We start from the raw sequence: 25,190 nt of genomic DNA, 5'->3' as shown, positions 1-25,190 counted from the left end.
TTCATGAGTAAGAATAACGGCTTCAGTTTGATTGAAGTATTAATCACTCTTGTCCTGACAACTATCGGGATATTGGGCGTGGTTGCTATGCAGACTCGCTCGATTCAGTACACCCAGGATTCGGTGCAGCGCAATGCTGCTGTGGCTTTGGCCGGTGAGTTGGTGGAAATCATGCGTGCGAACCCTCAGCTGGTGCGAGGAGCGCAGGGCGGAATGTTAAATAATAATAGCTCGATGCTTTTTAAATCTAGAGCGGCCGGATTTAACCCGGCACCTGCCTCTTGTGCAGACCCAGCATCCGCAAAAACGGCCCAGCAACAGCGTGATTGCTGGATCGCCAAGGTTCGGCGTGTTTTGCCCGGCGCAGATGGCTTGTTGAATAGTGATTTCTATATGTGCCGTAGTCCCAGTATCAGTAATGCTGTCGCTCCTGTTTGCGCAGATCGGGGGACCATGATAGAGATTCAGCTCGCATGGACTGTGAAAGAGGGTGGCTGTATTGATGATCGCGCGCCGAATGAAACTACCTGCATATACAGGACTCGGGTAGAGCTATGAAAAGTATAGGGTTTGCCAGAGATAGTGGGTTGTCGATGATCGAGTTATTGGTGGCTCTCGCTATCAGTGGCTTTCTTATTCTTGGCATTAGTCAGATATATATAGATAACAAGCGAAATCATGTGTTCCAGCAGGATCAAATGGTTAATCAGGAGAGTGCGCGCTTTGCAGAGCTTTTGCTGGATGAATACTTGGGGCGCGTAGGTTACCTGCGAGATCCTAGGAGGAAGATGGAGGTGGCTTTCCCATCTCAAGGAGCTGCCAACGGATGCGCTGCTTTTGATAAGGGAGAGAGCGTAACGGCTGTTCAGGGCGGAAGTGGTATTTGTATCCGTTACGAGCCGTTCTCCAGTGGGGAGCCTGACTGCGAAGGTAATGCAAGTGCTGCGTTCTCTTTCGTAGAGGGAGCCAAGGGTAATGTATTCAAGTCTCCCGATAATCTGATTGTCATGGCTCTGCGCTATGAGCCAGCGGCAGATGCGACTGATCTGAGTGGCGGGCGGTTAACTTGTGAGAGTTTTGGGGTTGGTGCTCCCGGTGCTGTGGAGTTGTTGACTGGTGTTGCCGATCTTCGTTTGGAGTTTGGTATCGGAGCCAGCGATTTACTCACGAAGGCCCTGCGAAAAGACGATGATCCCAAAAGATATGTCTCGGCGAAGACTTGGCAGCAGTCCGATGGACCTATCCGAGTTGTTCGATATTCATTGCTGCTGGCTGGTAAGGAAGGGCAGCGTGAGGGAAGGTCTAGAGTTTTAACGGAATGGAAGACTGCGGCACCTGATAGTGCGGCCCGCCTTGATGCAGGAGATCGCGATCGCCTTTATCAGATAGCAGGTGGAGAGTTATCGTTGAGGAATCTCATGCCATGATTATCGCTCAGTCATCGCGTCAACGGGGCGCGGTTCTACTAGTGGCTTTGGTGATGCTTCTTGTTCTGACCTTGCTAGCGGTTGGCAGCATGAGTGGCGTCGCATTGGAGTCTCGCGTAACCGGCAATCGCGTGCTTACCGTGAGGATGCAGAACTCCGCAGAAGCAGCTCTTAGAGAAGCGGAGTTTCGCATCAACTCCCCGGAAACGAGGGCTACACGCCGCCAACAATTGGAGCCACATCCGGCCGAATGTAAGGTCACAAATGTGCTGCAAGGCTCGGGATTCAATAAAACCTGCCTCTTGGCTATCAAAGATACCTCTCTTCATGGCTTCGTGAAGTATCCGCAAAATATTAAAAATAACGATCTTTCAGCAGCTTCTGCCGGTAGTCTCTTGTGGATGCCATATAGAGGGCTGGATTACATTCAGGCTTCTATTCCGGAAATACCATCATTCTGGAATACTTATATTCTGGCGCCTGAAAGCGTTGCGTATGGGGATTATTTGCAAGGCAAGAGCACATATTATTACCTTGTTAATGGGTTGGCTCGCCCGGTTGCGGGTCGAGATCTGGCTGTTCAGAGCACCATGGCAAGATTTTATTTTGGCGAAGAGAGTGATTGAGGAAATGAAGATGAAGCCGAACAGGTTTTTTTCTGTGGGCAAGGTCATGGCGTCTACGCTATTTGGCTGCGCTATTTTTAGCTCCTCATACAACCTGCAGGCTGCTGTTTCCCAGCAGCCGCTCTCTCTCACCGAAGGTGTCGCTCCCAACCTTTTGGTAACGTTGGATGACTCGGGCAGTATGGCGTGGGCATATGCTCCGGATAGCATTAGCGGTGATTCGGCGCGCCGAGCATGGCGCTCTAATGCCTATAACTCGATGTATTACGATCCGGAGACTACTTATAGGGTCCCGAAGCGAGTCACCATGGTGAGTGGTGTTGTCACCGTAACTGATTACGCTACCCCTTCTTTTACCGCGGCACCCAGCGATGGCTACTCTGCTACCGGCTCCACTAATCTATCAACTCAGTTTCGTGCCCAGGGTACAGGAACTACATGGCTGTCTAGCTGCCCTTCGGGATATTCATCGGGTAATGGCTGTGACAGCAATGGTCGGGCTCCTGCTCATTACTTTCAGTATGTTGTTAGCGGGAGCTGCCCGGCTCAGAATCCAAATAGTTCAGATAATTGTTATACCTACAAAAAAGTCCAAGGCGTTGAGTATGGAATAGATCAGCAGAAGAATTTTGCTATCTGGTATTCATTCTATCGTACTCGTAATCTTGCGACGCGATCTGCTGCTAGTCTGGCCTTCTATACGCTGCCTGAAGACGTTCGTCTGACTTGGGGGGCGCTCAATACTTGCAGTATTGGTGCTAATAGCGGCGGAAATTGTAATAGCAACACTATGGGGCGCTTTACCGGCCAGCACAGGGTGAATTTCTTTAGCTGGCTAAGTGTGCTTCCTCAGGCTAATGGTACTCCGCTGCATAGTGCAATGCAGCGGGCTGGAAATTTCCTGAGAACCAATAATCTTGCCTATGGTGGTGATGGTAATAATTATGCCTGTCGCGCCAGTTATCATATTTTGATGACGGATGGTATGTGGAACGGTAATTCTACTGGTGCACCTAATCCGAATGACAACTCACTAGGTTACCCATATAGGGATAACGGCCCTGCCAATAATGGAACTAATACCAATACATTGGCAGATTGGGCTTATTATTACTGGAAAACCGACTTGCGAACTGGGTTGGGGAATAATGTATCTCCCTATATGCCTTTCACAACTGGTAACTCAGTGAATGACGAGAATGATCCTCGAAATAATCCGGCTACATGGCAGAATATGGTGAATTTCACTGTCGGGTTAGGCCTGTCTCGTGCTATGTCGAATGCTGCTCAACCGACTTGGGGTGGTACTACATTTGCCAACTATGACGAGTTGATGAATATGGCCACTAATGGGCGGCGCTGGCCAACTGTCGGGGATGATAATGCCAACAACGTCTATGATCTTTGGCATGCGGCGATTAACTCTCGCGGCGAGTTCTTCAGCGCGGACTCACCTGATTCCCTCGTGAGAGCTTTCGACACCGTTCTGGCTCGCATTGGAGATCGCAGTTCTTCCGCTGCTAAACCAGCGATTAGCTCCGGCTTGGTAGATGGTGGTGGTAGTGGCTGGCTTAGTTACGCCTATCAAACCTTCTATGCTAGTAACGAAAGTTGGGCTGGTGACCTGAAAGCTTATACAAGAACCAGGATTTTTAATTCAGCACTTGGTAAGTATGAAACGCTTACCAGCGAGCAGTGGAGTGCCCGCTCAATGCTGGCTTCTCGTTCTTATGCTTCTCGCAATATAAAGATTTCTTCGGCAACCGGTCTCACCAGGCTGAAGGCGCTTACTTGGGCCAACGCGGGAGATGCCTTCACTTCTGGCTCGCTGGCTTATTATTTGCGCCAGAATCCTGAAGATGGCGATACGCTTGAGTCTACCTCCACCAAGGCGGCTCAGCGCCTGAGCTTTTTGTTGGGTGATCGATATGGAGAGGGTTCTCTGTTCCGGGAGAGGAAGACAGTACTTGGTGACATGATCGGCTCCAGTCCGGCGGTCGTCCGTGGCGCCCGTTATCTTGTGGGTGTTGCCAACTCCCTGGAGGGCAACGACAAATATTCGGCATTTTATCTGGCGCAGGAGAAGCGAGTACCCCACGTTTATGTGGGGGCAAATGACGGCATGTTGCATGCGTTCGATGCTCAGACGGGGCAGGAGACATTCGCCTTCGTGCCTACAGCAGTGTTCCCCAAGTTGCACAAGTTGACTGGGCGTAACTATGAGGGCGCCCATCACCAGTTCTATGTTGATGGTTCTCCTGTCGTCGCTGATGTTTATATAAATAACGAGTGGCGTACCGTATTGATCGGTACTTTGAAAGCGGGAGGAAAAGGGATCTTTGCGCTGGATGTGACAGAGCCAGCCAACATCAAACTGCTCTGGGAGTTTGGTGAAAGCAATTTGGCAGGTAAAGAGGTAGGCTTGGGATATAGCTTCTCTCGTCCCACTGTAGCTCGTTTGCATGATGGAAAATGGGCGGTAGTGACCGGTAATGGTTACGAGGCTGTCACCAAGGATAATGGCAAAGCTGCACTGTTGCTGATCAATGTTGCTGACGGTACGCTGATTAAGTCTCTGGATGTTGTGGGAAAGGATGGTGTGGCCAATGGGTTGTCGACCCCCAAAGTGGTGGATATGAACGTCGATGGCGTGGCGGATTATGCGTATGCAGGTGATATCCAGGGAAATATGTGGCGCTTCGACCTTTTGCCCGGCGGGCCTCTGGATAAAGATATGCCATTCAAGCGGCCAGAGCCTATCTCGGACGAAACTACTCGGACGATGGATTTCAAGGTTGCCTATCAAGGTAGGCCGATATTCTCTGCGGTAACAAGTGGTAATGTGCGTCAATCTATTACTGCGCCACCTAGTGTAATACGACACCCCAGTGGTTATGGTCTATTGGTGTCCTTTGGTACTGGCAAGTATTATGAGGAAGGCGATAAGAATGGTGCGACCTCTACTCAGTCGATATATGGTATTTGGGATGCTTACAGTCAGCGGCCCGCTAAAAATTCTCAGCAGCCCACCAGTATGACCCGTAGTAGCCTGCAGGCTCAGAGCATGGATACTTCGTTGACCTCCGTTACTTCGGGGCGAGAGGCTCGAGTGCTTAGTGATAACGATGTGCAATGGGCTGTGCCTACAATAAGCTCTAGTGATCCTGATACCGTTACTTGGTCGAATAACAAATACGGTTGGTATTTTGACCTAAGATTGCCTGGCGAGATGATGGTGGAGGCTATGAGCGATTTTGGTGATTCGCTAGTGTTCCAAACTTTAGTGCCAAATAACGATCCTTGTCTGTCTGGTGTGGAAAACTGGACCTATGCTATCGACCCTGCAAGTGGTGGGCGTACTCGATATCACGTCTTCTCAGATTTTCGTAGTGTTAATAACCCGGGTACCGTTATCTCCTCTGTTCGCCAAGATGGAGAAGGGGGGATTACCCCTACAGGTGGAGATAGCTCTGGTGGGCTGGGCGGTGGTGGCGGTGAGGGGAGTGGGTGCACCTCCAGCGAATGTCTTAAGCTCAATTTAGGTCCAAAAAGCTTTGGTCGCCAAACTTGGCGTAAGGTTCCGGAGGAGTAACTATGACTCTAACGAGTATGCTTCGCGCCGGCATGTTTATCATGACTACGGTGTTCGTGGGCGCGGTCGGTGCCCAAAGTTTCGAGGATGTGGGTGAGATCAGTGAAGTTCGTCTGGGAGAGGGTCTGATTGAGGTGAATGAGCAGTTGTATTCACTCCCTATGTCCACTTTGCTGGATGGGCGTGCGGCCATCGTGCAGTTGCAGCCCGGATACCAGATCGGCTTTAGTGGTACGGTGGGTAGCCCTTACAGCGTAATTAAATCGGTCTACCTGTATCCTGAGTCAGTGTTGCGGGTAAGGCGTGGTGAGGATGCCAATGCTGGGGAGCAGCCATGAGACACTCTAGTAGTGGCTTCACATTGATGGAGATGATGATAGTGGTTGCCATCATCGCTATTCTGGGAATGGTGACCTATCCCAGTTATAGCGAACACGTCGCTAAAGGGTACCGGTCCGAGGGGCAGGCGTTTTTGAATGATCTGGTTGCTCGGCAAGAGCGTTTTTTTGCTCAGAACAATACTTATGTGACAGACGCCGCTAACTTGGCGGATCTAGGTGTGATGGTCACTGCGGGTGTTGCCAAATCATTAAATGGAAAGTACCAGATTGGGGTAGGTAATATTGTGGTTCTGCCCAATGATGGGGGTTATACAATGACTGTTGCGCCGCTCTTTGGTGATACTAAATGCGGTAATCTGACACTGAATGCCAGAGGGGTTCGCAATATCACGGGCACCGGTGCTGTTGGTGATTGTTGGCGCTAATTGCTTTTTTGAAAACGCTCTAGGTTTCTAGAGCGTTTTCTACTTATATCTCCTTTATCCTTAGCTCCTTTGGCATTGAGAACGTGACGTTCTCGGGACGGCCTTCCAATTCCTGCGCTACTGTTGCTCCCCATTCACCTAGTTTCTCCACCACTCCTCTGACTAGTACCTCAGGGGCGGACGCGCCTGCTGTAATGCCTATGTTGCTTGCATTGCTGAACCATGCGCGATCGAGGTCTTCCGCTCCATCTATCAGATAGGCTGGTGTTCCCAGTCGCTCGGATAGTTCGCGCAAGCGATTCGAGTTCGAGCTGTTGGGGCTGCCGACCACCAGTACCACATCACAAGCTATCGCTAGCTGTTTGACCGCGTCTTGGCGGTTCTGGGTCGCATAGCAGATATCGTCCTTGCGAGGGCCTCCAATGCCTGGAAAGCGAGCGCGCAGTTCGTCGATGACTCGGCTGGTATCGTCCATGGAGAGCGTCGTCTGGGTGACGAACGCGAGTGTCTCCGGGTTACGAACTTGAAGTCGTGCGACATCCTTTTCATCTTCCACCAAGTAGATGGCTCCACCGTTTGCGGTGTCGTACTGACCCATGGTGCCCTCGACTTCGGGGTGTCCTGCGTGCCCGATGAGAATGCACTCCCGGCCGTCTCGGCTGTAGCGGAGGACTTCCATATGCACCTTAGTAACCAGGGGGCAAGTGGCGTCAAATACCTTGAGGCCGCGCCGCGCAGCTTCATCGCGCACGGCTTTGGAGACGCCGTGGGCACTGAAGATGACAATGGTGTCATCCGGTACCTGGTCCAGTTCTTCCACGAATACCGCTCCGCGAGCTCGGAGGTCCTCGACCACGAACTTGTTGTGAACCACTTCGTGGCGGACATAGATGGGCGGCTCGAAGACTTCGAGTGCTCGATTGACGATTTCGATGGCGCGATCAACACCGGCACAAAAGCCGCGTGGATTGGCGAGTTTGATTTGCATGCTTGCTCTCGGCGCAGGCTGGTCAGGCTGCGTAGTTTAGCGATTCGACTCGGTATTGCGGTTAGAAAAGCGAGCCTAGCCGATGGGGTGCGGCGCCAGGCGGTCGCCGCGGACAATCGGGGTTAGTCTATCCCAAGTTTTTTCAGGCGATAGCGCATGGATCTGAAGGTCAATCCCAGCCGCTGTGCGGCTGCCGTACGGTTCCAGCGGCTCTCTTCGAGGGCCTGCATGATTAGCTTGCGCTCGATCTCTTCCAGATAGTCCTCCAGATTGTCGATCTGGGCGAGTGATGCCATGTCCGCATCGGAAGCTGGAGCTGCATCTGCCAGGCGCAGGTCGGTAGCTTGGATCTGATCGTTTTCACACAGGGTGTAGGCACGTTCGAGCATGTTCTCCAGCTCTCGTACATTGCCTGGGAAGCGATAGCATTTGAGTTTGTCGAGGGCTTCTGTCGTCAGGCGTGCGGTCGGTAGGCCGCTGCCTTCTGTCAGGCGCTGCAGCATGATTTCCGCCAGCAGCGGAATATCCTCACGGCGCTCTCTCAGTGGGGGCACGCGCAGTTCGATGACGTTTAGACGATAAAAAAGGTCTTGGCGGAATCGTCCTGCTGCTACTTCTGCCGCCAGATCCTTGTGGGTTGCGCACAGGATGCGGACATCGACTACCAGTTCCTGTTGGCCGCCTACGGCTCGGACAGCCTTCTCCTGGATCGCACGTAGCAGCTTTACCTGCATGGTGAGCGGCAGATCGGCAACCTCGTCGAGGAACAGCGTGCCTCCGTTGGATGCCTGAAAGAGCCCCTGCTTGTCCTCTATGGCGCCTGTGAAGCTACCTTTCTTGTGGCCGAAGAACTCGCTTTCCATGAGTTCGGATGGGATGGCGCCACAGTTCACTGGTACAAAGGGTTTCTCCGCTCTCGGGCCCTGTTCGTGGATCAGGCGAGCTACCAGCTCCTTGCCGCTGCCCGACTCACCGCTGATGTAGACGGGGGCCTGGCTGCGGGCCAGCTTCTGGATCTGGCTTCGCAGCGCTTTCATCGGCGGCGAGTCGCCCAACAGGCGGCTACCGACCGTGCTCTCCTCGCTATCACCAGCCCGAAGGCGCAGCGCGGTGCCTACCAGCTCCCGCAGCCTGCCCAGATCCACTGGTTTGGTCAGGAAGTCGAAGGCGCCGGCCTTGAGAGCGTTGATGGCGGTGTCCAGGCTGCCGTAGGCAGTGATCATCGCCACCGGTACCTGTGCATGACGCTGCTGAATGTGCTGGACCAGGTCCAGGCCAGTGCCGTCCGGCAGGCGCATGTCGGTCAGGCACAAATCGAAGGGTTCGCGAGCCAGCCACTCGCGGGCCTCCTTGACGTTTCGGGCGCTGCGGGTATCGAGCTTCATGCGTCCGAGGGTGATTTCCAGGAGTTCGCGGATGTCGGGTTCGTCGTCGACGATCAGGGCTCTCTGCCGGGTGCTCATGGTTCAGCTCAGCTTGCGTGGGTGGGCGAAGATGATTCGGAAGCAGCTGCCTCCCTCCTCGCGAGGTTTATAGTCGAGTCGCGCCTGATTGCTTTCGCATAGCTCGCGAGAAATATACAAGCCCAGGCCGGTGCCTTTGTTGTCGGTGGTATAGAAGGGCTCGAAAATGTGCTGCATCTGTTCAGGCGCGACGCCGGGGCCGTCGTCGAGGATTTCCAGGGTTGGCAGGTCGCTTTCCTTGTCTCGATACAGCTTCAGCCACACCTGGCCCAATTGGTGGTTCTGGGCACTATAACGCAAGCCATTCTGGACCAGGTTGGTCAGCACCTGCGTCAGCTGATGAGGGTCCATTCGCGTCTGCAGGCCGCCGCCGTGGGCCTCCAGATGAAGAGTCTGATCCAGTCGCGCCGAATTGCGGAATTCGCTGGCGAAGCGATGCAGCCAGTATTTCAGATCGAGAAGCTGAGGTTCGGCCTGGCGCCTGCGTGACAGTTGCAGGACGTTCTCGATGACCATGTTCATTCGTCGCGAATGATCCTGAATGATCTGGGCGAGACGCCGATCTGGCTCGTCCAGATACTCCGACTCCTGTAGCAGCTGCGCCGCATGGCTGATAGCACCCAGAGGGTTGCGGATCTCGTGGGCGATGCCGGCAGTGAGTCGTCCCAGCGATGCCAGTTTCAGCTGTTGTGCCTGTTGGGTGATCTGCGAGACATCGTCCAGAAATACCAATGTGTGCTGTTCTTCGCCGCGTTGCAGCGGGATGAAGCTCGGTTGCAACACGGGACCATCAGGATTCGCCTGGATGCTTTGTGGGCGCAGCGTTGGATTGTGCAGCCACTGCTGAAGGCGTTTGACGAGCTCCGGGCAGTGCGGGTCGAGTACTCTGCCTTCCAGTGCGCTACGACCGAGCATGCTCAGGGCTCCCTGGTTGGCCAGCAATACACGATGCTGCTTGTCCAGTACCAGGATGCCGGTGCGCATGCGTTGCAGGATGAGAGAGTTGAGTGCCTCCAGGCTGGCCACATCGACGGCACGCTGCTCTGCCAGGCTTTCACTCACCTGCAGGCGCTGGGTCAGACCTTGGAGAAGAACGGCTGCCGCGAAGCACAGGGCTCCCAGTGCCCCAGCCTGGACGAACTGGGTGCTGGCCGCTGGGCGAGTCAGACTCAGATAGAAGGTGAGGGCCAGCATGCCGATGGCGGCGGCGGCGGCAATGAGCAGGCCGATTCGACCGCGTAGCAGGATGTTGGCGATGGCGACCGCAATGATGAGCAGGTTGCCGAGGCCGCTGGGGGTACCTCCCGCTGAATAGAAGAGCCCGCAGAGCAACAGCACGTCGAGCAGGGCTAGGCCGAACACCTGAAGCAGATGCCGTGGTCGGTGCATGAGCACCGCCACCAGCACGTTGACAATCAGGTAGGTCCAGCTTCCGTAACGGAAAAGTTGCACATGGGCCAGTTCCAGCAGTTCACTGTCCAGCTTGGTGGAAATGAGAAGAATCAGCGTCAGGCCCACGGCGACGCGGTACAAGTGATACAGGCGCAGAATGCGACGCCCGGGAATGCCGCTCAGCGCCAGCTGCTCCCCATTCATCGACCCGATTGTTCCTGCTGCAGATGTGCCTGGCTGCAATACCAGCTATTTCCGCTGGAAACGGCCTTGTCGCGCGGTACGTGCACACCACACTGGGAGCATCGAACCATAGGTGCCGGTTGCTCACCCTGTGGCTTGGTCGCCGGCTTTGCCGGACGCTTGAAGCGTCGCCAGAGCCATATCGCGGCTGTGATCACAGCAATCCAGAACAGCAGACGAAACATGATGTGCTCTTCTCGTTGGCAGGAGCGCAGTGTAGCCAAGGAGGCCATGTCAGCGCAGTAGTTAAGTCTTGACGAATGCCGGGCATGAAAAAGGGAGGCATGGCCTCCCTTTTCGTTATGTTCGCAGGCTCAGTCGAACAGGCCGAAGGTCATGTAGCTGAACCAGGAGCGGTCGTCATTACCGCCCTCAGCTTCGCTGCTCAGGTCTTCCTGGGCTTCTGCCTGGTTTTCCGGCAGCAGCTCGTCGGGAATTTCTTCCTGGGCGTCTTCGTATTGGCGAATCACGTCCTGATTGGCGCGGGTCTCGCCCGGCGGCAGGGGCGCGTCGGACTCGATCAGGCCGAGTGTCGCCTTGGCCAACCAGGAGCGGTTGTCCACTTCCTCTTCCTGCGGCACGAATTGACCATCTACCAGCGAAGGGTGGTCGGGGTAGTTCTGCTTCAGTGTTTCCAGGCTGGTGGCTGCGAGGTCATCCATCTGCAGGCGCTGGTAGGCCTCTACCATCAGTGCCAGGCCATCGCCGACTGCCGGAGTTTCCTGGAAGTTCTCTACCACGTAGCGACCACGGTTGGCGGCCGCGACGTAGGCCTGACGAGTCAGGTAGTAATGGCCCGCGTGTATTTCATAGGCCGCCAGCAGGTTGCGCAGATAGATCATGCGCGCTTTGGCGTCCGGGGCGTAGCGGCTATTGGGGAAGCGGCTGGTTAGCTGGGCGAACTCGTTGAAAGAGTCGCGAGCGGCACCCGGGTCACGCTTGGTCAGGTCCAGCGGAAGGAAACGGGCTACCAGGCCGCGATCCTGGTCGAACGACGCCAGGCCCTTGACGTAGTAGGCGTAGTCGACGCTGGCATGCTGCGGGTGCAGGCGGATGAAACGCTCGGCGGCGGAGCGAGCGGCTTCCGGTTCGACGTTCTTGTAGTAGGCGTAGATCAGCTCGAGCTGAGCCTGTTCGGCATAACGACCGAACGGATAGCGCGACTCCAGCGCCTTCAGCTTGCTGACGGCGTTGTTGTAGCTGTTGTTGTTGAGATCTTCCTGAGCCTGCTGGTAGAGCTCGGTTTCGCTCAGGTTCTCATCCACTTCTGTCTTGTTGGAGGAGCACGCGGTAACGAAGGCGAGGGTGGCGATCAGCAGCAGGTGTTTCACTTGCATGGTGGCTTGCGTCCCTGTGACGGCGGCTGTCGAGGCCTGTACCGTCCTGTTATGATGGGCGCCCCGGAAAATGCCGGGACAAAGACGCCGTATTTAACCACAGCGTGCCGCCGAAACCAAAAGCCGCACAGCCCTCCGCAGCAGCCCATGTCCGAAGATTCCGATCAGCTCATTCAACTCACCGCCGAAGTGCCTTCAGACCTTGGCGGCCAGCGCCTTGACCAGGTCGCCGCCCAGCTCTTCGACGAATACTCGCGCTCGCGCCTGTCCGGCTGGATCAAGGACGGTCGTCTGACCGTTGATGGCGCCGTCATTCGTCCGCGCGACATCGTCCACAGCGGTGCCGTGCTCAGCCTGGAGGCCGAGCAGGAGGCCCAGGGCGAGTGGGTGGCGCAGGACATTCCGCTGAACATCGTCTATGAGGATGAGCACATCCTGGTGATCGACAAGCCGGCCGGCCTGGTGGTCCATCCGGCCGCCGGGCATGCCGATGGCACGCTGTTGAACGCGCTGTTGCACCATGTGCCGGACATCATCAATGTGCCACGCGCCGGTATCGTCCATCGTCTGGACAAGGACACCACCGGCCTGATGGTGGTGGCCAAGACCCTGCAGGCGCAGACCAAGCTGGTCGATCAGCTGCAGAAGCGTACGGTCAGTCGCATCTATGAATGCATTTGCATCGGCGTGATCACCTCCGGCTCCACCATCGACGCCCCGATCGGCCGCAGCTCGGCCAATCGCCAGCGCATGGCGGTGATCGATGGTGGCAAGCCTGCCGTGACTCACTATCGTGTGCTGGAGCGCTTCCGTTCGCACACCCATGTGCGAGTCAAACTGGAGACCGGGCGTACCCACCAGATTCGCGTGCACATGACCCATGTCGGCTACCCGCTGGTAGGCGATCCGCTCTACGCCGGGCGCTTCCGCATCCCGCCGGCGGCCAGCCCGACCCTGGTGCAGACCCTCAAGGAATTCCCGCGCCAGGCCCTGCACGCGCGCTTCCTGGAGCTGGAGCACCCGGCTACCGGGCAGCGCATGAAGTGGGTCTCGCCGCTGCCCGAAGACCTGGTGTGGATGCTGTCGCTGCTGCGCCAGGACAATGAATCCTTCGTCTGACTGGCTGCTGCCGGACTGGCCGGCTCCGGCCAATGTCCGGGCCTGTGTTACCACGCGGGCCGGCGGCGCCAGCCAGCCGCCCTTCGACAGGCTGAACCTCGGCGACCATGTCGAAGACGAGCCACAGGCGGTGGCCGAGAATCGCCGCATGCTGGTCGAGCACCTCGGTTGCCAGCCAGCCTGGCTGAAACAGGTGCACAGCCCCGATGTAGTCGCGGCCGATCCTGCTCAGGTACCAACCGCCGACGCCAGCTGGAGCGCCACGCCGGGCATCGCCTGCACCGTTCTGACCGCCGATTGCCTGCCAACACTGTTCTGTGATCGTGCCGGCACCCGCGTAGCGGCGGCCCATGCCGGTTGGCGCGGGCTGGCGAATGGCGTGCTGGAAAATACCTTGGATGCCCTGGCGGTCGAGCCGTCCGAGATCCTGGTCTGGTTGGGGCCGGCCATCGGTCCCGTGACCTTCGAGGTCGGTCCGGAAGTACGCGAGGCGTTCGTGTCCCGGCATGCCGAGGCGGAGCGGGCCTTCAGTCCTAGCCGCAACGCGGGCAAATTCATGGCCGATATCTATGCCCTGGCGCGCATCCGCCTAGCCGCCCGTGGCGTGACTGCCGTGCATGGCGGCGGTTTCTGTACGGTCAGCGATACACGCTTCTTCTCCTACCGTCGCGCCGCCCGCACCGGACGTTTCGCCTCGCTGGTGTGGCTGGTCGATTGATCCGCAGCAAGTAGTCGGCGCTTGAATCGGCCGAAACTGTCCTTATCTAGATAGCAACACCGGGCTTCAATCAGAGGAGCAGTTCAGCGCTCCGGCCCGCTTTCTGAAGGAAGGACATATTCATGCGTATCGATCGTCTTACCAGCAAGCTGCAGCTTGCCCTGTCCGACGCCCAGTCTGCGGCCGTCGGTCTCGACCATTCCGCCATCGAGCCACTGCACCTGATGCAGGCCCTGCTGGAGCAGCAGGGAGGCTCGATCAAGCCGCTTCTGATGCAGGTCGGTTTTGATATCGCCGCTCTGCGCAAGGCTCTGACCGCCGAGCTGGACAGCCTGGCCAAGATCCAGAACCCCACCGGCGACGTGAACCTGTCGCAGGATCTGGCGCGCCTACTCAACCAGGCCGACCGCCTGGCCCAGCAGAAGGGTGACCAGTTCATCTCCAGCGAGCTGGTGCTGCTCGCCGCTATGGATGAGAACACTAAACTGGGCAAGCTGCTGCTGGCCCAGGGCGTGTCGAAGAAGGCCCTGGAGAACGCCATCGCCAACCTGCGTGGTGGCCAGGCGGTCAATGACCCCAATGTCGAGGAGTCGCGCCAGGCTCTGGACAAGTACTGCGTCGACCTGACCAAGCGTGCCGAAGAGGGCAAACTCGACCCGGTGATCGGCCGCGATGACGAGATCCGGCGCACCATCCAGGTTCTGCAGCGGCGTACCAAGAACAACCCTGTGCTGATCGGCGAGCCCGGCGTCGGCAAGACCGCCATTGCCGAGGGGCTGGCTCAGCGCATCATCAATGGCGAGGTACCGGACGGCCTGAAGGACAAGCGCTTGCTAGCCCTCGACATGGGCTCGCTGATCGCCGGAGCCAAATTCCGTGGCGAGTTCGAGGAGCGCCTGAAGGCTGTGCTCAACGAGCTGGGCAAGCAGGAAGGGCGGATCATCCTGTTCATCGACGAGCTGCATACCATGGTCGGCGCCGGCAAGGCCGAGGGTGCGATGGACGCCGGCAACATGCTCAAGCCGGCACTCGCGCGTGGCGAGCTGCACTGCGTCGGCGCCACCACCCTGGACGAATACCGCCAGTACATCGAGAAGGACGCCGCCCTGGAACGGCGCTTCCAGAAGGTGCTGGTGGACGAGCCGAGCGAGGAAGACACCATTGCCATCCTGCGTGGCCTCAAGGAGCGCTACGAGGTGCACCATGGCGTGACCATCACCGACGGTGCAATCATCGCCGCGGCCAAGCTCAGTCATCGCTACATTACCGACCGTCAGCTGCCGGACAAGGCCATCGACCTGATCGACGAGGCGGCCAGCCGCATCCGCATGGAGATCGACTCCAAGCCCGAAGCCCTGGATCGCCTGGATCGCCGCCTGATCCAGCTGAAGATCGAGCGCGAAGCCTTGAAGAAAGAGGATGACGAGGCGACCAAAAAGCGCCTGGAGAAGCTGCAGGACGACATCGCCAAGCTGGAGCTGGAGTACGCCGACCTGGAGGAAATCTGGAAGTCGGAGAAGGCCGAGGTGCAAGGCTCGGCGCAGATCCAGCAGAAGATCGAACAGGCCAAGGCCGACCTCGAAGCAGCGCGGCGCCGCTCCGATCTGCAGCGCATGGCCGAACTGCAGTACGGCATCATCCCCGACCTGGAGCGCAGCCTGCAGATGGTCGACCAGCACGGCAAGAGCGAGAACCAGCTGCTGCGCAGCAAGGTGACCGATGAGGAAATCGCCGAGGTGGTCTCCAAGTGGACCGGCATCCCAGTGAGCAAGATGCTCGAAGGCGAGCGTGAGAAGCTGCTGAAGATGGAGGGTCTGTTGCATCAGCGAGTGATTGGCCAGGACGAGGCCGTGGTGGCCGTCTCCAACGCCGTGCGCCGCTCCCGCGCCGGTCTTTCCGATCCGAACCGGCCAAGCGGCTCGTTCCTCTTTCTCGGTCCTACCGGGGTGGGCAAGACCGAGCTGTGCAAGGCGCTGGCCGAATTCCTCTTCGATACCGAAGAGGCGCTGGTGCGCATCGACATGTCCGAGTTCATGGAGAAGCACAGCGTGGCCCGTCTGATCGGCGCACCGCCCGGCTACGTGGGGTATGAGGAAGGCGGCTACCTGACCGAGGCCGTGCGCCGCAAGCCGTACTCGGTAGTGCTGATGGACGAGGTGGAGAAGGCCCACCCGGACGTGTTCAACGTACTGCTGCAGGTGCTCGAGGATGGCCGGCTGACCGATAGCCATGGGCGTACCGTGGACTTCAAGAACACCGTGATCGTGATGACTTCCAACCTGGGCTCGGCGCAGATCCAGGAGCTGGTCGACGACCGCGAGGCGCAGCGTGCGGCGGTGCTGGATGCGGTGAGCAGCCACTTCCGCCCGGAGTTCATCAACCGGATCGACGAGGTGGTGGTATTCGAGCCGCTGGGCCGTGAGCAGATCGCCGGCATCGCCGAGATCCAGCTGCAGCGTCTACGTGGTCGCCTGGCCGAGCGTGAGCTGCGCCTTGAGCTGACCCCGGACGCCTTGAACAAGCTCATCGCCGTTGGTTACGACCCGGTCTACGGCGCACGTCCGCTCAAACGCGCCATACAGCGCTGGATCGAGAACCCGCTGGCCCAGCAGATACTGGCTGGGCGCTTCACGCCGGGCGCGTTGGTCCAGGCCGGGGTGGAGGGCGAGGACATCGTCTTCGCCTGATGTGGGCGACTTCGCTGCCGGCGTTGTTCCGGGAGTGATGTTGTTCTTCGGATCGAGCTGCTTCGTTAACCCACGAGCCGCGCCCTCTTTGGGGGCGCGGTTTTTCGTTGCCCGAACCTGCTCCCTGGTTCTACAGCTGGAAAGGCGAGGCGGCCAGGACCACGCCAGTTTCCTCGGCGTAGTCGTCCCAGTGCTCGATCAGCGCGGCCAGTTTGCTCGGCTCGCTCTGGGCCAGGTCGGTGGTCTCGCCGGGGTCCTTGCTCAGGTCATACAGCTGCCAGCTGGCCGGGCCCAGCGGGCGCGGGATGTACACCGCCTTCCACTGGCCCTTGCGCACGCCGCGCATGCCGAACAGTTCCCAGCCGGTCACTGTGTCTTCGTCGTGCACTTCCGTGGTTTCGCCGCTGAGGTAGCCGAGCCAGGATTTGCCGCGCAGCGCCGCCACGTCGCGGCCGTTCCAGCGGGTGCCGGGGTGGCGTACGCCGGCCAGGTCGAGGATGGTCGGGGTGACGTCCATCACCGTGCTGAAGGCGCCGCTGATCTGCCCGCCCTGGCGGGTGAATTCCGGGTAGCGGATCAGCGCCGGCACGCGGATGCCGCCCTGGGTGGTGAAGGCCTTGAACAGCTTGGACGGCGCGGTGGCCGCCTGCGCCCAGCGCGGGCCGTACCAGACGTAGGAGTTGGCGTTGCCGATGTTGTCCAGGCTGTTGTCGTAGTGTGTATCGAGGAAGCTCTGCAGGTTCGGGCCGAACTTGGGGAAGGCTTCCAGCAGCGCGCCCTCGGCGCCGTTGTCGGAGATGAACAGGACGAAGGTGTTGTCCAGTTGGCCCTGCTGACGCAGGTAGTCGACCACCCGGCCGATGTTCCAGTCCATGCGCTCGACCATCGCCGCGTACACTTCCATGGTACGCGCCGAGATCGCGCGTTTCTCCGGGGTGAGCTTGTCCCATTCCTGGGTCAGGGCGATCACCGGGTGGGCCTGCACGTCCTCGGCCACCAGGCCGAGCTGCTTGAGCCGTTGCAGGCGTTCCTGGCGCAGCGCCTCGGGGCCGGCGTCGTAGCGGCCCTTGTACTTGGCCACCACCTCCTGCGGCGCCTGCAGCGGCCAGTGCGGCGCGGAGAAGGGCAGGTAGGCGAAGAACGGCCGGCTCTGATCGCGCTCCTTGAGATACTGGATCAGCTTGTCGCCGAAGGCGTCGGAGGAATAGAAGCCCTCGGGTAGCTGGTCGACGAACTGGTCGTCCTCGATGTACAGCGCCGGCGTCGATTTCAGTACGCCTGGGGTGTTCTCGTCGTAGGGCGGCTCGAAACCATAGTGGTTGGCGGCGCCGGGCAGCAGCGAGAAGGAGCGCTCGAAACCGCGCGCATGGGGCGCCAGCTCGGGCTTGAGGCCCAGGTGCCACTTGCCGGCCATCAGCGTCTGGTAGCCGGCCTCGCGCAGCAGCTCGGGCAGGGCCACCACGCGCTCGTTGAGGTAACCCTCGTAGCCGGGCTGGCCGATCTGCTCGGGGGCGATGGCCTCGGCCATGGCGCCGATGCCGGCGATATGGTGGTCGGTGCCGGTGAGCAACATCGAGCGGGTCGGCGAGCAGGTCGGCGCCACGTGGAAGTCGGTCAGGCGCAGGCCGTTGAGGGCCAGGGCGTCGAGGTTGGGCGTGGCGATCTCGCCACCGAAGGCGCCGAGGTCGGAGAAGCCGAGGTCGTCGGCGACTATCACCAGGAAGTTGGGGCGTTCAGGTGTTCTGGACATGGCTGTGAACTCGCTATGTGCTGAAGGTGGCCCGCGCGGCCGAGCCACGCGGGCGGTTGTCTGGATTCAGGAAGGGGCGCCGCTCTGCCGCCAGCGGCTGGACAGGCGCTCCAGGCGCAGGCCGAGGGCGGCGAGCAGGGCGCCGAGCAGGCCGACCAGGACCATGCCGGCGAACACCCGCGCCATCTCGAACTTCTGCTGGGCGCCGACCATGTAGCTGCCGATGCCGATCCCCGAATTCATGAAGTACTCGGCGCCGAGTGAGCCGAGCCAGGCGTAGATCAGCGCCAGGCGCAGGCCGGCGAAGATCGACGGCACGGCGCCGGGCAGGATGACCAGGCGCAGGCGCTGGACGAAGCTCAGGCGCAGGCTGTCGGCCACCTCGTCGAGCTGCGCCGAGCGGTTGGCCACGCCGCGCCAGGTGGCCAGGTACACCGGCAGGAAGGCGGCCAGGGCGATGAAGACGATCTTGGCGAAGTCGTAGATGCCGGCCCAGGCGGTGATCAGCGGCACCCAGGCAAACAGCGCGACCTGGCGGAAGGCGGCCAGGCTCGGTGCGAACAGCCGCTCCAGCGGGCGGAACAGGCCGAGCAGCAGGCCCACGGCGATGCCCACCGCACTGCCGAGCAGCAGGCCGAGCAGGCTGCGCAACAGGCTCCAGCCCAGCGCGGCGCTGAGGCTGCCGTCGAGCAGATCGGCCCAGCCGGCCTGCACGATGCCCAGCGGCGACGGCAGGATCGCCGGGTTGACCTTGCCGCTGGCGACCAGTGAGCTCCAGCCCCATAGAAGCAACAGCGGAATCGCCCAGCGCCGCGCCTGGGTCGCCAGCCAGGCCCAGCCGCGTTGCGGCGCGCGCCCGGCATGGGCGGCCAGCGGCGGGCGCGGCCAGCGCACCAGAGCGCCGTCGAGGCCCTGGATACCGCGATCGATCAGCCAGCCAGTAAGGCCGATGACCAGGATGCAGACGAACACCAGGTCGAGCTGGAATAGCTGGCGGCCCCAGACCATCAGGTAGCCGATGCCCTCTCTGGAGGCCAGCAGCTCCACGGCGATCAGGGTCATCCAGCCGGCCATCAGCGCCAGGCGCAGGCCGGTGAGGAAGGCCGGCAGCGCCGCCGGCAGAGTCAGCCGCCACAGGCGCAGGTACCAGGGCAGGCGCAGCACCGCGGCGGCCTCGCGCAGGCGCTCGGGCACATCACGCACGCCGACCTGCACATGCACCGCCACCGGTACCACCACGGCCTTGAAGATCAGGAACAGCTTGAGTCCGTCGCCGATGCCCAGGTAGACGATCAGCAGCGGAATCCAGGCCAGCGTGGGGATCTGTGCGAAGGCGTAGAAGCTCGGCGCGATGATGTCCTCGGCGCGGCGGCTGAGACCGGTGACGATGCCGATCAGCAAACCGCCGAGCACGCCGAACAACAGCCCCTTGGCCAGCAGCGCCAGGCTGACGCCGAGTTGGGCCAGGGCACCGCCGTGCCACAGCTCCAGCGCGGTGTGCCACACCAGGCTTGGCGGCGGCAGGATCTGCTTGGGCATCCAGCCATTGGCCGAGGCTAGCGACCAGAGCAGGAGCAAGGCCAGCGGCACCACCAGGCCGAGCAGGGCCGGCGGCAGCTTGAGGTTAGGTAGAGAGTGGAGGGCGCCTAAGCGCTCAGTGCCAAGGGTCGACATAGGCCTCCCGTTGTGGCCAGTAATCGGTGAGTTGCAGCTCGGCCAGGGCCTGGTCGAGGAAGCGCGGTTCGGCCCAGCTGTGCACGTCGACGCGGCTGCGGATCAGACGTTTGGCGTAGGCGGCGTCGGCGCCGTACTGCAGGTGCTTGAGGAAGTAGTCATCGAGCAGCGGCGAGTTGCGCCGGCTCAATGGCTCGCCCTGCAGCTCCTGCGCCATCAGCTCCGGTGGCAGGCCGATCTGCTTGACCAGCAGGTCGACCGCCGCCTCGCCGTTCTCCGGGCGCGAGCTCCAGTGCGCCGCCTGTACCAGCACGCGTACCAGGCGCTCGGTGATGGCCGGGTGGCGTTCGACGAAGTCGCTGGCGCCGAGCATGGTCACGGCGATGGTGCCGGTGCCGTCGCCGCCCTGGGTGCTCAGCGGAATCTCGGCCAGGCCGCGGTTGCGCAGGGCCAGCACGCCGGCGGCGCTCCACACCGCATCGATGCGCTTGGCCGCCAGCGCGGCGAGGCCGGCGCTGTTGTCCAGGCTGATCAGGTGGAAGTCCTTGTCGCTGTAGCCACGGCTGGCCAGCACCGCCTCCAGCGACAGGTGCCCGGCAGTGCCGAGCCACACGCCGATGGTCTTGCCGCGCAGGGCTTCCAGGCTGTCGTTGCCACTGCCCGGCACCACGCCGAGGTAGCCATTCAGGCCACGGCTGGTGGCGGCCAGCAGGCGCGTGCGGTTGCCTACCGCCTCGCCGATGATGGCCGCCAGGTCGCCGAGGAAGGCCACGTCGATCTGCTCGTTGGCGAAGGCCTCGTTGATCGCCGGGCCGGCATTCTTGAAGAAGGCCCACTGGATCTCGATGCCGTCCTTGGCGAACTCCTGCTCGAACAGCTTCTGCGTGTAGGCGTAGTCGATGGTCGGCGTGCCGCTGCTGGGGTGGCACCCGGCACTGGCGTCCGGCACGGCTAGGCGAATGACCTCAAGTGTCGGCTCGGCCGCCAGCGGGCCGGCCAGGCTCAGCAGCAGGGCGGCGATCAGGCCGGGGAGCTTGTTACGCATCTCAGAGCGTCCGTGGCTGGCGGGTGAAGACACGCAGCAGGGCGCCACCGAGCTCGCGCAGCAGGCGCCCGGCGAAGCTGAAGTCGAGCACGCCGGTCTCGTCGACATAGCGCTGCCAGTGGCCGATCAGCTTGTTCAGGCGTTCCGGCTCGGCGTGGGCCAGGTCGTGGATCTCGCCGGGGTCGCGCTTGAGGTGGTACAGCTGCCAGCGCCCCGGGCCGTCCGGTTTGGGGATGTACAGTGCCTTCCAGTCGCCCTGGCGAATGGCGCGGGCGCGGAACAGTTCCCAGCCGGTGGTTTCGTCCTGGCTGTGCGGCTGCGCTTCCTGGCCTTGCAGGTAGGGAAGCAGCGAACGGCCGCGCAGTGGCAGCACCTCGCGGCCCTGGTAAGTGGTGCCGGGGTGCTCGGTACCGGCCAGCTGCAGCAGGGTCGGCACGATGTCCATCACGGTGGAAAATTCGTGGCTGATCTGCCCCTGCAGCTGCAGGCCCGGCCAGGTGATGAAGGCCGGCACGCGGATGCCGCCCTGGCTGGTGAACAGCTTGAACTGGCGCGACGGCGCGGTGGCCGCCTGGGCCCAGCGCGGGCCGTACCAGAGGTAGGAGTTGGCGCGGCCGAGGTTGTCCAGGCTGTTGTCGTAGTGCTTGGCGATGAAACGCTGGGCGCGCTTGCCGACGATGGGGATGGCCTCCAGCGCCGCGCCCTCGGCGCCGTTGTCGGAGAGGAACAGCACCACCGTGTTATCCAGCTCGCCGGTGGCGCGCAGGTGCTCGACCACGCGACCGACGTTCCAGTCCAGGCGCTCGACCATCGCCGCGTACACCTCCATGGCGCGCGCGGACTGGCGGCGACCGGCGTCGTCCAGCTCGTCCCAGTTCGGCGTGTCTGCCACTACCGGATGCGCCTCGACGTCCGCCGGCACCAGGCCCAGCTCCTTGAGCCGCGCTAGGCGTTGCTGGCGCAGGGCATCCGGGCCGGCGTCATAGCGGCCGTGGTACTTGGCGATCAGCTCGGCCGGCGCCTGCAGCGGGAAGTGCGGCGCGGAGAACGGCAGGTAGGCGAAGAACGGGCGCTCATCGTCTTGCGGGCGCTCGCCGAGGTACTGCAGCAGGCGGTCGGTGAAGGCGTCAGAGGAGTAGAAGTCCTCGGGCAGCTCGCTGACTGGTTCGAAGCCGTCGCGGTAGGTGCCTTCCACCGTGTGCAGCAGGCGCGGCATCTTGTGCGGCGGCACATCCGGCGACCAGTCGTAGTGGTTGTGCGCGGCGCCTTCGAGAATGAAAGAGCGCTCGAAACCACGGGCGGCGGCGGAGGTTTCCGCCGTGCGGCCGAGGTGCCACTTGCCGGAGATCAGCGTGTGGTAGCCGGCGTCGCGCAGCAGCTCGGGCAGGGCGGCCACGCGCTGGTTGAGGTGGCCCTCGTAGCCGGGGTTGCGGCGGATTTTCTGGTCGCTGAACTCGGCCATGGCGCCGATACCGGCCAGGTGGTGGTCGGTGCCGGTGAGCAGCATGGCGCGGGTCGGCGAGCAGGCCGAGGCAGCATGGAAGTCGGTCAGGCGCAGGCCGGCATTGGCCAGGGCGTCGAGGTGCGGTGTTGCGATCTCGCCACCGAAGGCGCCGAGGTCGGAGAAACCGAGATCGTCGGCGACGATCAGCAGGAAGTTGGGACGTTTGCTCATGGGATGCTCGGTGCGGTGATCAGTAGGCCAGGGAGGCGAAGGGCAGGTCTTCGACGCGGGGCGGCGGCGCGCGGTAGTCGCCGTCGCCGGTCAGCTCATAGAGCAGCTCGGCGCGCAGCTGGTGGAAGTCGTAGCCGGCGCGGTCGCGCGGGTGCGGCAGGTCGATCTCGACGATGCGCTTGATCCGCCCCGGACGCGGTGCCAGCACCACCACGCGGTCGGCAAGGAAGATCGCCTCCTCGACGTCGTGGGTGACCAGCAGGCTGGTGATGCCGGCGCGCTTGCGGATGGCCAGCAGCTCTTCCTGCATCTGCTGGCGAGTCAGTGCATCGAGGGCGCCGAAGGGTTCGTCGAGCAGCAGGATGCGTGGGCTGGCCACCAGGCCGCGGGCGATGGCCACACGCTGGGCCATGCCGCCGGAGAGTTGGTGTGGGTAGGCGCGCTGGAAGCCATCGAGGCCGACCAACTGGATGAATTCCTCGCTGCGGCGGAAGCGCTCAGCCTGGGTCAGGCCCTCGTTGACCAGGCCGAGGCCGACGTTCTGCTCCACGGTCAGCCATGGGAACAGGCGATGTTCCTGGAACACGATGCCGCGTTCGCTGCCGATGCCCTCGACCGGCTTGCCGGCGACCTCGATGCGGCCGTCGAACTCGCGATCCAGGCCGACCAGCAGGCGCAGCAGGGTGGACTTGCCGCAGCCGCTGGAGCCGAGGATGGCGATGGACTCGCCCTCGCGGATATCCAGGTTGAAGTCGCTGATCGCCTGCAGCTCGCCGAAACGTTTGCCGACACCGGCGAAGCTCACCAGCGGTGGCAGGGGCGGCAGGCCCTGGAAGGTGCGTGCATCGGGTTGGGTCAGGCTGTTCATGCGGTTCTCCAGCGCGTGGCGCGCGCTTCGATCAGTTGTCCGAGGGTGTTGAGCAGGGCGCCGGTGATGCCGATCAGCAGCATTCCGGCCATCACCTGGTCCATGCGAAACATTTGCTGGGCGCCGATCATCAGGCTGGCCAGGCCGCCATCCGAGGGCATGAAGTACTCGGCGCCGATGGTGCCGAGCCAGGCGAAGATCAGCGCCAGGCGCAGGCCGGCGAAGATGGCCGGGGCGGCGCCGGGCAATACCAGGCGCAGCAGGCGCTGGCGGCGATTCAGGCGCAGGGCGCGGGCGGCTTCGTCGAGCTGCGAGGAGAGGGCGGCGATGCCGCGCTGGCTGGCGATCAGCAGCGGGAAGAAGGTGGCCATGCCGACGAACACCAGCTTGGCCAGCTCGCCCAGGCCGAACCAGGCGGTGAGCAGCGGTACCCAGGCGAAGATGGCGACCTGGCGCAGCGCCGACAGGGTCGGGCCGAGCACGCGTTCGGCCGGGCGCCACAGACCGAGCAGCAAGCCCAGGAACAGGCCCAGGCTGCCGCCGAGCAGCAGGCCGCCGAGGGCACGACGCAGGCTGAGCAGCAGACCATTGAGCAGAGTGCCGTCGGCCAGGCCCTGCCAGGTGGCCTGGGCCACCTGCGCCGGGCTGGCGAGGATATTGGCGTCGACCCAGCCGGCGCTGCAGGTCAGCTGCCACAGACCGAGCAGGGCCAGCGGCAGGTACCAGGCCTGCAGGCGCTGCCAGCCTCGGCCGGAAGGTACGCGGCGGAATTCGGCGGCAGGCGGATGCGGCCAGTGCAGCAGGCGGCCGTCGAGCCACTGGATGCCGCGATCCAGCACGATGCCGAACAGGCCGATGATCAGGATGCAGACGAACACGATGTCGAGCATGAACAGCTGGCGGCCCCAGACCATCAGGTAGCCGATGCCCTCGCTGGAGGCCAACAGCTCCACCGCCAGCAGCGAGGCCCAGCCGGTGGCCAGGGCCAGGCGCAGGCCGGCCATGAACGAGGGCAGGGCGGCGGGGATGGTCAGCCGCCATAGGCGCAGGAGTGGCGGCAGGCGTAGGGCGTCGGCGGCTTCGCGCAGTCGCGGCTGGGCATCGCGCACGCCGACCAGGGTATGGATGGTCACCGGCACGACTATGGCCTTGACCAGCACCACCAGCTTGAGCAGCTCGCCGATGCCGAAGAACAGCATGAACAGCGGAATCCAGGCCAGGGTGGGAATCTGCGCCAGGGCGGCGAAGGTGGGGAAGACCAGGCGCTCGGCCCGCGGGCTGCTGCCGAGCCAGGCACCCAGCGCGACGCCCGTGGCGACGCCACCGAGCAGGCCCCAGGCCAGGCGCTTGAGGCTGATCGCCAGGTGCTGCCACAGCTCGCCACGGCCGAGTTCCAGCAGCGACTGCCAGACCAGCTCGGGCGCCGGGAGCACCTGCTCGCTCATCCATTGCCAGTGGCTGGCGGCCTGCCACAACAGCAGCAGGGCCAGCGGCAACAGCCAGGGCAGCAGGCGCTCGCCGCTCAGGCGCGGACGCACGCTTGCAGGGTTCAGCGGGAGAGAAGCGCTCAGACTCATCGCCGGCTACTCCCGCGTGGGTCTATATAAGCACTTTGCATTAAAGGCATATAAAAGCTCATATCAATTCGATTGAGTGATAAGAGCGGTCATTTAAAGAAGCCCGGGGGAGTCGCGGCCAATGCCTTTGCTGAATATTTTTTATGCCTCGCGCGCATCTATCGGGCAGGCCGCATCGGTGCTGATTTAGGCGTTTAAGTAATTAAAAAATAATTTTTTAGTATTTATTTTTGATAAGGCGAG

General features: G+C 61.3%; 20 protein-coding genes. 9 read left to right on the top strand and 11 right to left on the bottom strand.

The genetic code is table 11. The annotated features are described in order from the left end of the window. Nucleotides 1-3: 3 nt before the first annotated feature. Genes pilV through IB234_RS13755 form a run of 6 tightly spaced genes read left to right on the top strand, consistent with a single transcriptional unit; the run spans nucleotide 4 to nucleotide 6,411 of the window. Nucleotides 4-558 carry a type IV pilus modification protein PilV gene (pilV, locus tag IB234_RS13780; protein ID WP_192318556.1) on the top strand — a complete coding sequence of 185 codons (555 nt, stop codon included), beginning with the start codon at nucleotides 4-6 and terminating at the stop codon, nucleotides 556-558. Further along, a complete protein-coding gene (locus IB234_RS13775; protein ID WP_192318554.1) occupies nucleotides 555-1,427 on the top strand; it encodes a PilW family protein in 873 nt (290 codons plus the stop codon). Before pilV ends, IB234_RS13775 begins: the two co-directional genes overlap by 4 nt. Next, a complete protein-coding gene (locus tag IB234_RS13770; RefSeq protein WP_192318551.1) occupies nucleotides 1,424-2,053 on the top strand; it encodes a pilus assembly protein PilX in 630 nt (209 codons plus the stop codon). Before IB234_RS13775 ends, IB234_RS13770 begins: the two co-directional genes overlap by 4 nt. 10 nt (nucleotides 2,054-2,063) lie before the next feature. Then, the gene (locus IB234_RS13765; RefSeq protein WP_192318549.1) at nucleotides 2,064-5,645 is read left to right on the top strand and encodes a pilus assembly protein; all 3,582 of its coding nucleotides are present in this window, start codon (nucleotides 2,064-2,066) and stop codon (nucleotides 5,643-5,645) included. A 2-nt stretch (nucleotides 5,646-5,647) separates the two neighbouring features. After that, nucleotides 5,648-5,983, top strand: a complete 336-nt coding sequence (locus IB234_RS13760) for a PilY2 family type 4a fimbrial biogenesis protein (protein WP_192318547.1) — start codon at nucleotides 5,648-5,650, stop codon at nucleotides 5,981-5,983. After that, nucleotides 5,980-6,411 (top strand): type IV pilin protein, encoded by a 432-nt coding sequence (locus tag IB234_RS13755; protein WP_192318545.1) that lies wholly within the window; start codon nucleotides 5,980-5,982, stop codon nucleotides 6,409-6,411. Before IB234_RS13760 ends, IB234_RS13755 begins: the two co-directional genes overlap by 4 nt. A 43-nt stretch (nucleotides 6,412-6,454) precedes the next feature. On the opposite strand, the gene ispH is transcribed toward IB234_RS13755, so the two are convergent. From ispH to IB234_RS13730, 5 genes are all read right to left on the bottom strand, one after another. Then, nucleotides 6,455-7,399: a 4-hydroxy-3-methylbut-2-enyl diphosphate reductase gene (ispH, locus tag IB234_RS13750; protein WP_192318543.1), complete on the bottom strand. Its 945-nt coding sequence runs from the start codon at nucleotides 7,397-7,399 to the stop codon at nucleotides 6,455-6,457. A 122-nt stretch (nucleotides 7,400-7,521) separates the two neighbouring features. Continuing rightward, nucleotides 7,522-8,862 carry a sigma-54-dependent transcriptional regulator gene (locus IB234_RS13745; RefSeq protein WP_192318541.1) on the bottom strand — a complete coding sequence of 447 codons (1,341 nt, stop codon included), beginning with the start codon at nucleotides 8,860-8,862 and terminating at the stop codon, nucleotides 7,522-7,524. A gap of 3 nt (nucleotides 8,863-8,865) precedes the next feature. Further along, on the bottom strand, nucleotides 8,866-10,458 hold the full coding sequence (locus tag IB234_RS13740; RefSeq protein ID WP_192318539.1) for a sensor histidine kinase: 1,593 nt from the start codon (nucleotides 10,456-10,458) through the stop codon (nucleotides 8,866-8,868). Further along, nucleotides 10,455-10,682 (bottom strand): PP0621 family protein, encoded by a 228-nt coding sequence (locus IB234_RS13735; RefSeq protein WP_192318536.1) that lies wholly within the window; start codon nucleotides 10,680-10,682, stop codon nucleotides 10,455-10,457. Before IB234_RS13735 ends, IB234_RS13740 begins: the two co-directional genes overlap by 4 nt. Nucleotides 10,683-10,811: 129 nt before the next feature. Next, nucleotides 10,812-11,834, bottom strand: a complete 1,023-nt coding sequence (locus IB234_RS13730; RefSeq protein ID WP_192318534.1) for an outer membrane protein assembly factor BamD — start codon at nucleotides 11,832-11,834, stop codon at nucleotides 10,812-10,814. Nucleotides 11,835-11,981: 147 nt separating this feature from the next. On the opposite strand from IB234_RS13730, the gene rluD reads away from it, so the two are divergent. The 3 genes from rluD (at nucleotide 11,982) to clpB (ending at nucleotide 16,358) form a co-directional block, all read left to right on the top strand. After that, entirely contained in the window at nucleotides 11,982-12,953 is a 972-nt protein-coding gene (gene rluD / locus IB234_RS13725; protein WP_192318532.1) for a 23S rRNA pseudouridine(1911/1915/1917) synthase RluD, read from the top strand. Further along, the gene (gene pgeF, locus IB234_RS13720) at nucleotides 12,937-13,671 is read left to right on the top strand and encodes a peptidoglycan editing factor PgeF (protein WP_192318530.1); all 735 of its coding nucleotides are present in this window, start codon (nucleotides 12,937-12,939) and stop codon (nucleotides 13,669-13,671) included. Before rluD ends, pgeF begins: the two co-directional genes overlap by 17 nt. Nucleotides 13,672-13,793: 122 nt before the next feature. Continuing rightward, nucleotides 13,794-16,358: an ATP-dependent chaperone ClpB gene (gene clpB, locus IB234_RS13715; protein WP_192318528.1), complete on the top strand. Its 2,565-nt coding sequence runs from the start codon at nucleotides 13,794-13,796 to the stop codon at nucleotides 16,356-16,358. A gap of 130 nt (nucleotides 16,359-16,488) precedes the next feature. Here clpB and IB234_RS13710 read toward each other — a convergent pair whose 3' ends face one another. The 6 genes from IB234_RS13710 to IB234_RS13685 all read right to left on the bottom strand — a co-directional run bounded on the left by IB234_RS13710 (nucleotide 16,489) and on the right by IB234_RS13685 (nucleotide 24,947). After that, complete coding sequence (locus IB234_RS13710; protein WP_192318526.1) at nucleotides 16,489-18,108, bottom strand: arylsulfatase; 1,620 nt, start codon at nucleotides 18,106-18,108, stop codon at nucleotides 16,489-16,491. A 66-nt stretch (nucleotides 18,109-18,174) separates the two neighbouring features. Continuing rightward, nucleotides 18,175-19,782, bottom strand: coding sequence for an ABC transporter permease (locus IB234_RS13705; protein WP_192318524.1), 1,608 nt, complete (start codon nucleotides 19,780-19,782; stop codon nucleotides 18,175-18,177). Next, entirely contained in the window at nucleotides 19,763-20,827 is a 1,065-nt protein-coding gene (locus IB234_RS13700; protein WP_192318522.1) for an ABC transporter substrate-binding protein, read from the bottom strand. The genes IB234_RS13705 and IB234_RS13700 overlap by 20 nt, the downstream gene beginning before the upstream one ends. 1 nt (nucleotide 20,828) lies before the next feature. Next, nucleotides 20,829-22,502 (bottom strand): arylsulfatase, encoded by a 1,674-nt coding sequence (locus tag IB234_RS13695; protein ID WP_192318520.1) that lies wholly within the window; start codon nucleotides 22,500-22,502, stop codon nucleotides 20,829-20,831. 19 nt (nucleotides 22,503-22,521) lie between these two features. Beyond that, nucleotides 22,522-23,370, bottom strand: a complete 849-nt coding sequence (locus IB234_RS13690; RefSeq protein ID WP_192318518.1) for an ABC transporter ATP-binding protein — start codon at nucleotides 23,368-23,370, stop codon at nucleotides 22,522-22,524. Then, nucleotides 23,367-24,947 carry an ABC transporter permease gene (locus tag IB234_RS13685; RefSeq protein ID WP_192318516.1) on the bottom strand — a complete coding sequence of 527 codons (1,581 nt, stop codon included), beginning with the start codon at nucleotides 24,945-24,947 and terminating at the stop codon, nucleotides 23,367-23,369. Before IB234_RS13685 ends, IB234_RS13690 begins: the two co-directional genes overlap by 4 nt. Nucleotides 24,948-25,190 lie beyond the last annotated feature (243 nt).

Origin of the sequence: Pseudomonas sp. PDM16 (genome assembly GCF_014851865.1) — a bacterium.
In the GTDB taxonomy this organism is placed as follows: domain Bacteria; phylum Pseudomonadota; class Gammaproteobacteria; order Pseudomonadales; family Pseudomonadaceae; genus Aquipseudomonas.
This window is presented reverse-complemented; position numbering and strand designations above follow the sequence as displayed.